An 8,184-nucleotide genomic window follows, 5' to 3' on the forward strand; every position below is an offset into this window, starting at 1 on the left:
GGTTTCATCAGGAGCGCGGCCAGGATATACAGTCCGAGCACGGGCCAGATGCCGGTGAAGAAGAACAGCAGCACCGCGATGACGCGGGTCCAGAATACCGACACATCAAGGTATTCGGCGAAACCCTGGCATACTCCGAATATGACGCCGTTGCGCGACCGGTAGATGCCTCTGGTTTGGGGTTCGTAGTGGCGGCTCATTGTCGATCTCCCCGTGCGTGCCGTGCCCCGGCCAAAGCTGTTGCCAATGCCCGCCGCGGCCTGTGCGAACCAGGCCTCGGCGTCTTGCCATCGGGTTTCGTGGGCGCGGTCCATTATTTCTGTTCTCCCTTGGGTTTTCCATCGGCCAATAGCGTTTCCAGCGCTTCGATGCGTTGTTCCATGCGCTGGAGACCTTCGTTCATGTCGTGGAGTATGTGCTCATCCTGGGCTGCGTGTTCGGCGTTGGCATTGTTGCCAAACCGCAGATTCAGGAATACCTTGCCTTCTTCGTTGGTGCGGGTGGCGAGCAACAGCAGCGCGATCACGAGCACGGGAAGCCCTATCACCATCATGACGACCAGGGTTTCCATTATGCCCACCCCAAACATGAGCGGCGCCGCCGTTGCTGTTGCGATCGCTTCCATAGGACACTCCCTTGTAATCTACCCGTTCCGGTTGCCGTTTATTCGGATGGCGCGTCCGATTTACGGCGATCCCGTTCGAGAACGATGGTTTCGAGGTTTTCGGTCCGCTCCTCGAGGCGGGCCATGCCGCGGTACAGTTCCTGCATGAGACGCGCCTCCTCGGCTTCCTGTTGGGGATTCCGCCGGACCGAACGGCCTGTCAGGATGCGCACCAGCCCGAGGATCAGGATTACGGGCAGCGCGAGTGCCAACAAGGGAATCAGCAGCGCCACAATCGCGATTATCGTGATCGACAGCCCAGTGAGTGACGATCCCATCAACGATATCTCCTTGTCGTCTTAGCGGGTGCAGGCCGGGACGCGGCCCGGTCAGGCAATAAGGTTTCAAGCGCCTTCGATGCGGCTAATCCCGCACATCTTTCCCTGCGTCCCCACAGCGTGGCGGCGGGTTATTCGGCCTGGTCCTTTTTCTTCTTCGTGTCCGCACCGGACGATTTCAGGGCGTCCAGCTCGGCCTCGAGGTCTTCGTCGGTTGCCAGACTGTCGATCTCTTCTTCGAGGCTGGGTTTCCGGCCGAAATTAACCAGGTCCGCGTCGGCTTCCATACGGTCTATCTTGGACTCGAAGTTCTCGAACCGCGCGACCGCGCTGCTGTAGTCGACCTTGCGGATGCTTTGCTGCGCGCGTTTCTTGTGTTGCGCGTGGACGTGACGCTGCACCAGGACGCGCTCCTTTTCGCGCGCCACAGCCAGCTTGTCCTCAAGCTGAATTATATCAGCCTGGTATTGTTCGACCAATGCCTGGCAATGTGCCTGCTCTTGCTCGAGCGTCTCGATGCGCTGTGTGTAGCGGCGTTTCTCGACGAGGGCTTCCCGGGCGAGGTCGTCGCGGCCCTTTTCGACCGCGAGCTGAGCGCGGCCGGCCCAGCGGGATTCGCTCGCGCGGACGTCCTCGATTTCGCGCGCGATCTTCTTGTTCTGGGCCATGGCGCCGGCGCACGACGCCTTGATCTCGATGAGGGTGTCCTCCATCTCCCGAATCATCAGGCGAATCAGCTTTTCGGGGTCTTCCGCCTTGTCGAGCATGGCGTTGATGTTCGAGCTGATGATGTCGGCAACGCGTGAAAAGATGCCCATATCCTATTACCTCCGGCCGGAACATGTGTTCATCCTGCCCGGCCATTTTGCCTCATGGGTTGAATTGCATTGCCTGGGGAGGGAGCAAGCCTTGTGCCAGGGGGATAGGAGCCTCTAAGTGCCTGTCTCAAAAGTGCTTAGGGGGCAGTTCTATCCCGATGAGCCACGAGGTACATGGCTTCAACCCCTTCAATTTGGTCGAAATGGCCGCTTATGTGCAAGAAATGCCTCTTGGTTTCGGGCAGAAACTCGGGATGGGAGAGCCGGTTTCTCGGCGCGACAAGGGGGCTCCAATGGGAGGTTGTCTTCGGTTCGGTTCTTGTTTTACGTTGTTTAATTGAAATTCCTGTCGAAAATAGCCGTCAAGGACGGCCACGATCAAGACGCGCGGGAAGAGGCTGAAGGGCGCCGGAGGTGTTGGACCGGCCGGACACGTCAGACGCGGGTGCGGGCCGCGGTTTCATGAGGATGGCTCAGGAGATGACCTGCGCGCACGTGTCGAGGAGGTCGCGGACGGCGGCGACCATATCCATGGCCTTGTAAGGTTTGGGGACGAATCGGATGCGTTCGTCGTGCTGCATGGCGGGTTCTATGGTGTCGGTGCCGTAGCCGCTCGAGATAATGCAGGGGAGGTTGGGAACGATTTCGCGGAGCAACCTGATGGCCGCGGCGCCGCCCATGCCGGGCATGAGCAGGTCCATGATTACGAGGGCGATATCCTGCTGGTGTTCGCGGAAGACCTCCGTGCTCTGTTCGCCGGTATCCGCTGAGAGCACGGTGTACCCTTCCGCCTCGAGCAGGTCGCGCAGGAGGCTTTGCATGAAGACCTCGTCGTCGACGATGAGGACGGTTTCGCGGTTGTGTTCTTTTCTGGCATGGACTCGAGGCGGCGGGCTTTTTTCGGGGATGCTTTTCCGGACGTTGTCGGACGCAGGGAGGTAGACGTCGATTCGCGTGCCCTTGCCCTCTTGGGAATCGACGTAGATGCCGCCGCCGTGCGCCTCTACGACGCCGTAGACGACAGAGAGGCCCAGACCGTATCCCTGGGTGTTGGTCTTGGTGGAGAAGAAGGGTTCAAAGATATGGCGGACGACCTCGGCGGGCATTCCGGAGCCGTTGTCCTCGATGGTCACGCGGACGTATGGCCCGGGCCGGTCAAGGCTGAGGCGCGCCCGTGCGGCTTCGTCGATGTCGATATTGCCGGTGGTTACGCGAATGAAGCCTCGTTCGCGTATGGCGTCCCGGGCATTGATGAGAAGGTTCATAAGCAACTGGTTGATCTGGCTCAGGTCGACCTTGGCCGAGGCGAGGTCGGGTGCGGCGTCAAACCGCACTTCGATGTTGGGGTCGATGGCCAGCGACAAGAGGGACAGCGTTTCATCGATGACGGCGTTGAGGTTAACCTCCTGCTCTTCGGACTTCTTGCCGCGTGCGAACGCCAGGAGTTGCTGGGTGAGTTCGGCGGCACGCGATGCGGCGCCTTCTATGGCCTGGGCGTACCGCTGGAAATCCGACTCGGGTTGGGCGGTCTCGCGCATGAGGGATGCGTACCCGAGGATGCCGCCAAGGATGTTGTTGAAGTCGTGGGCAATGCCGCCCGCGAGACGGCCCAGGCTTTCCATTTTCTGGGATTCGATCAGCCGCGCCTGCAACGCTTCGCGCTCGGTCACGTCGACAACGATGCACACGGCGCCGTTGACCCCGCCGTTATCATCGAACATGGGGGAAACGGCGACGTTGCAGATGCGTTCGGTGTGGTCGCGCCGGTGCATGATGAGGTTTCGAAATTCTATTGGCCTTGCGCGTTCGAGAACGTCTTTGGTTATTCGCTCGACGAATTGCACTTGGGGTTCGAGAATGCGTCCGCAGGCATCGCGGAGGGTGTCAAAATCCGTGACCTCGCCGCCCGCGATATCTTCCATGCGGGGATTTATGGCAAGCAGTTCGAGGTCGCGGTCTACGATAAACATTCCGACTTCGGCGTTATGAAGCGCGCTGGCGAGCATGTCGCGCGAACGCGTCAGTTTCCGCTCGGCTTCTTTGCGTGCCTGGATGTCGTGCACCACGATGCTGAACCCGAGAATGGCGCCGTCGTCCTGGGATACCATGGAGATGGAGGCACTGGCCGGGAACTGCCGGCCGGACTTGGTGCATGCGGGCAACTCGACATCGAGCAGCGGTCCGCCGTGGTCCATCAGCTCGCACGAGATCGACGACAGCCGTTCTCCGCCTTCGGTGAAGAGCCCACCCAGGGGCATCCCGATGGCTTCCTCCGGGGCATACTCGAAGAGAGCCCGCGCGCCGCGATTCCAGGTGCGGATGACGCCGTTGCGGTCGCACCCGAACACGGCCTCGGCGGACATATCAGCCACGCGGGCCAGAAAGACGCTGCGATGATGCAGTTCTTTCAGGCGCTGATGCTCCTGTTCGAGATGAACATGGAGCGTGGTTGCCTCGCGCAAGAGCGCCAGGAAGGCCAAGAGGATGGAGATATATCCGGCGTTCTCGGTGATACGGGGCGTGAGTTCGCTGCCGAACCCGGTGCCTCCTACCAGGGGCCACGTTTCAATGGCAGTGATCTCGTAGCTGAAATCTACGAAACGTGCGAAAGTCAAGCATAACGCGCCTACATATAAGAAGTAGAGGGTAAGGGAATTTGGAATGAGTTTTCGCGCGGCGATGCACGCGCCAAGCACGAGGAGGCCGGTTCCGAAAAACTCAAAGAAGTCGCCCCACAACTCGTTATCCAAGTAGTAGTTGGGATAATACGAGGCGCTAAAAAGAAACACGCCAGCGGTCAAGATGGCGCAAATGCCCCACCAGCCCTTCATCCACTTCCTCCACGGAAAAACCGGTCCCCCGCCTTCACCCGCTTTTCCATATAAACCTAGTATATACTCAAATCGGGCAAATGGCAAAAAATGTGAGCATGATGATCGTGCTGTAAAGGGATACACTGGCAGGGGGATAGGCGGAACGAGGGGTGCTCCGTGTTTCGAGCTCGCGCGCGGGGCGGGCACTTCGAGGTACACGTCTTCGAGCGTGACGGCGAAGTTTCGACCTCGCGCGCGGGGCGGGTGGTCTGGTAACGTGGACTGAAAGCGGGCTGAACCCCGAGGCTCTCACATCTAAGCGTATGGAGTGGAAACGATGGTGAAGTTCTCGTTTTGCGTTGTGCTCTCAGCTGTGGCAGGGGCGTTTAGTGGCGCGCATGCCGAGGAATCACGGGGCGCGCAGCTCTTTGCAAAGGACAATCTGGTCGCCTGGTGCGTGGTGCCGTTCGACGCGAAGCAACGGGGCCCGGAAGAGCGGGCCGAGATGCTCGAGCGGCTGGGCTTCACGAAGCTGGCGTACGACTGGCGCGAACAGCATGTCCCTGGGTTCGAGGCGGAAATTCGCGCGCTCAACGAACACCATATTGCCTTCTTCGCGTTCTGGGGACTGCACGAAGACATGTTCCGGCTGTTCGAGAAGTATGGTATCCATCCGCAGGTGTGGCTGACAGCGCCGGATCCGGGGGAGGGGTCGCAGGAAGAAAAGGTGCGGGCGGCCGGGGGGATGTTGCTGGATGCGGCGAAGCGTACGCAGGCGCTGGGATGTAAACTTGGTTTGTACAATCACGGCGGATGGGGCGGCGAACCGGACAACCTGGCAGCGGTCTGTAATTGGCTGCGCAAAGAGACCGGCAGCGAGCACATCGGCATTGTGTACAACCTTCATCACGGCCATGGGCACATAGACGATTTCGCGGCGTGCCTCGATGCGATGAAGCCTTATCTCTTGTGCCTCAACCTGAACGGCATGAACACCGGCGGAGAACCGAAAATCCTGCCCATCGGCCAAGGCGGGCACGACACGAAATTGGTCCGCATTATCCTCGACAGCGGCTACGCGGGACCGATCGGGATCCTCGGTCACCGGCCGGAAATCGACGCGGAAGTCAGCCTCCGTGAAAATCTCGGCGGGCTGGAAAAGGTGTTGGACGAGATTCACGCGGCAAACGGCGGGTGAGCGAGAGGGCACAGGTTGCGAAGGGGCGGCGGCACTTGGCTGCCCGGGCCGCTGGCTGCTGTACGTACTTGACCCGCAGTTGCAGGGGAGACCTTCGGTCCAAGGAGTGGCGCGGTCGGGAAACCGCGCCAAAGCGGGAGTATGGACATGCCCGCCGCTAGCTGGCAAAATGGCATCAAATGAAGCACTTACGCCATGGACAGAATACCCGCGACGTGACGCAGCCGAACGGCGATGCCCGGCAGGGGGAGTTGCTGCCGGAGGATGCGCCGCGCGCGCCGGATAGTCTGGATATGGTCGAGGGCGTGGTGGACCGCATTGTCTATGAGAGCGCCGAGACGGGTTTTTTCGTGGCGCGTCTGCGCGACAAGAAGACACGCGACCTGGTGACGTTTGTGGGGAACGTCGCGGCGGTATCGGCGGGCGAGACCATCCGCATCTGGGGCCGGTGGGTGAACGATCCGAAATTCGGGCGGCAGCTCCGCATGGAGCGTTACGAGATCGTTCTGCCCAACACGGTGCACGGCATCGAGAAATACCTGGGCTCGGGGCTGATTCCGGGGATCGGGCCCGAATTCGCGAAACGGCTGGTGAAAGCTTTCGGCGTCGACACCTTGCGGGTCATCAGCGAGGAGCCCAAACGGCTGCAGACCGTTCAGGGCATCGGGCGCAAACGCGCGGCGCAGCTCTGCGACGCCTGGCAGCGGCAGAAGGCGATCCAGTCGATCATGCTGTTTCTGCAGGGTCACGGCATCGGCGTGAACCAGGCCGTTCGCATTTACAAACGTTACGGCGACAAGGCCGTGGCTGTCTTGCGTGAAAACCCGTACCGCCTGGCCCAGGACATCTCAGGCATCGCCTTCAAGAGCGCCGACAAGATTGCAGAGCAATTGGGAGTGGCGCGGAACGCCCCGCAGCGCATCGAAGCGGGGATCCTTTACCTCCTGGACCGGGCGGGCGATTCGGGCCACGTCTTCGAGCGGGCCGAAACCCTCGTGCAGGAGGCCGGCGAACTCCTCGGGGTCGAGGAGGGGGCCGAAGTATTCGAGAGGGCCCTGGCGGTACTAGTCGCCCGCGAGCAGGTCGTGCGCGAGGATGACGCGGTCTTTCTCCGGCGTCTGTGGCACGCCGAATCGGACTGCGCCTACCTGCTCAGGCGTCTGATCGCGACGCCGGGCGCGCAGCTGGTCATCCAGACCGACAAGGCCATCCAGTGGGTCGAGACAACCCATTCGATCCGGTTGTCGGACGAACAGCGCGACGCGATCAGCACCGCCATTCGTGAAAAGGTGCTGGTCATCACGGGCGGCCCCGGCACGGGCAAGACCACGGTGCTCAACGGCATTCTTGCCATATTCCATGCGAAGAATGTGTCGATGGAACTGGCCGCGCCGACGGGCCGCGCGGCCAAGCGCATGGAAGCCGCGACGGGGCGCGAAGCCCGCACCATCCACCGCCTGCTCGAATACAGCCCGAAGGAGGGCGGGTTTCAACGCAACGCGGCCAGGCCTCTCGATGCCGATCTGATCGTGATTGACGAAGCTTCAATGGTCGACATTACCCTGATGCAGAGCCTGTTGCTCGCGATCCCCAAGCAAGCCCGGCTCATTCTCGTGGGCGACGTGGATCAGCTCCCGTCAGTGGGGCCGGGCAACGTGTTGCTTGACGTTATCGCCAGCCAGGCCGTCCCGGTGGTTTGGCTGAAAACGGTATTCCGCCAGGCGGCCCAAAGCGGCATCATCGCCAACGCCCACCGCATCAACAAAGGCCAAATGCCCGAGTTCAACACCACGGATTTCTTCCTGGTTCAGCGCAAAGACCCGGTCAAGGCGCTGGAAACGGTGGTGCACCTGGTCACCGAGCGCATGCCGGCGAAATTCGGGTTCGACCCGAAACGGGACGTACAAGTGCTGGCGCCGATGCGGCGGGGCGAGGCCGGCGTTACCCGTCTCAACGAAGCCCTGCAGCAAGCCTTGAACCCCGGCGCCGTCCCCATACAACACCGTCTCTTCGGCTGCGGCGACAAGGTGATGCAGCTTTCCAACAACTATGAATTGGACGTGTTCAACGGCGACGCAGGCATTGTTGCCGTCGTAGACGACGAACTGCGCGAGGTCCAGATAGCGTACGATGACCGGGCGGTGTTATACGGTTTCGATGACCTCGATGAGGTGGGGCTTGCCTATGCCAGCACGGTGCACAAAGCCCAGGGCAGCGAATACCCCGCGGTGGTCATGCCGGTGCTGACCGAGCACTTTTTGCTGCTCCAGCGCAATATCCTGTACACGGCCGTCACGCGCGCCAGCAAGCTCGTGGTCATCGTGGGCGACCCGAAAGCCGTCGCGCTGGCTGTGCGCAATACCAAACAAACCCGGCGAAACACGCGCCTCGCCGACCGGCTGTCCAACCGCGC

At 61.1% G+C, this 8,184-nt stretch carries 7 protein-coding genes; 2 read left to right on the forward strand and 5 right to left on the reverse strand.

Features of this window, described 5'->3' with window-relative positions; genetic code table 11:
• The 5 genes from PLJ71_11605 to PLJ71_11625 form a co-directional block, all read right to left on the reverse strand.
• A partial coding sequence (locus tag PLJ71_11605; protein ID HQM49321.1) for a PspC domain-containing protein occupies positions 1 to 314 on the reverse strand: 314 nt, incomplete at its 3' end.
• A complete protein-coding gene (locus tag PLJ71_11610; protein ID HQM49322.1) occupies positions 314 to 625 on the reverse strand; it encodes a hypothetical protein in 312 nt (103 codons plus the stop codon). The genes PLJ71_11605 and PLJ71_11610, both read right to left, overlap by 1 nt.
• A gap of 38 nt (positions 626 to 663) precedes the next feature.
• Positions 664 to 942, reverse strand: a complete 279-nt coding sequence (locus PLJ71_11615; GenBank protein ID HQM49323.1) for a hypothetical protein — start codon at positions 940 to 942, stop codon at positions 664 to 666.
• Between the two features lie 131 nt (positions 943 to 1,073).
• Positions 1,074 to 1,760 (reverse strand): phage shock protein PspA, encoded by a 687-nt coding sequence (gene pspA, locus PLJ71_11620; protein HQM49324.1) that lies wholly within the window; start codon positions 1,758 to 1,760, stop codon positions 1,074 to 1,076.
• Positions 1,761 to 2,233: 473 nt separating this feature from the next.
• Positions 2,234 to 4,591 (reverse strand): PAS domain S-box protein, encoded by a 2,358-nt coding sequence (locus PLJ71_11625; protein HQM49325.1) that lies wholly within the window; start codon positions 4,589 to 4,591, stop codon positions 2,234 to 2,236.
• A gap of 319 nt (positions 4,592 to 4,910) precedes the next feature.
• Between PLJ71_11625 and PLJ71_11630 the strand changes: the two genes are divergently transcribed.
• Positions 4,911 to 5,771 (forward strand): hypothetical protein, encoded by an 861-nt coding sequence (locus tag PLJ71_11630; protein HQM49326.1) that lies wholly within the window; start codon positions 4,911 to 4,913, stop codon positions 5,769 to 5,771.
• A 293-nt stretch (positions 5,772 to 6,064) separates the two neighbouring features.
• Positions 6,065 to 8,184: ATP-dependent RecD-like DNA helicase (locus PLJ71_11635; GenBank protein ID HQM49327.1), on the forward strand; the 2,120-nt coding region annotated here is incomplete at its 3' end.

The sequence above is a fragment of the Candidatus Hydrogenedentota bacterium genome (assembly GCA_035416745.1).
Lineage (GTDB): Bacteria > Hydrogenedentota > Hydrogenedentia > Hydrogenedentales > SLHB01 > UBA2224.

Excerpts from the sequence above, each read along its gene's own strand:
- PLJ71_11610 (HQM49322.1), bottom strand. The coding sequence starts at position 625 with ATGGAAGCGATCGCAACAGCAACGGCGGCGCCGCTCATGTTTGGGGTG.
- PLJ71_11615 (HQM49323.1), bottom strand. The coding sequence starts at position 942 with ATGGGATCGTCACTCACTGGGCTGTCGATCACGATAATCGCGATTGTG.
- pspA (HQM49324.1), bottom strand. The coding sequence starts at position 1,760 with ATGGGCATCTTTTCACGCGTTGCCGACATCATCAGCTCGAACATCAAC.
- PLJ71_11625 (HQM49325.1), bottom strand. The coding sequence starts at position 4,591 with ATGAAGGGCTGGTGGGGCATTTGCGCCATCTTGACCGCTGGCGTGTTT.
- PLJ71_11630 (HQM49326.1), top strand. The coding sequence starts at position 4,911 with ATGGTGAAGTTCTCGTTTTGCGTTGTGCTCTCAGCTGTGGCAGGGGCG.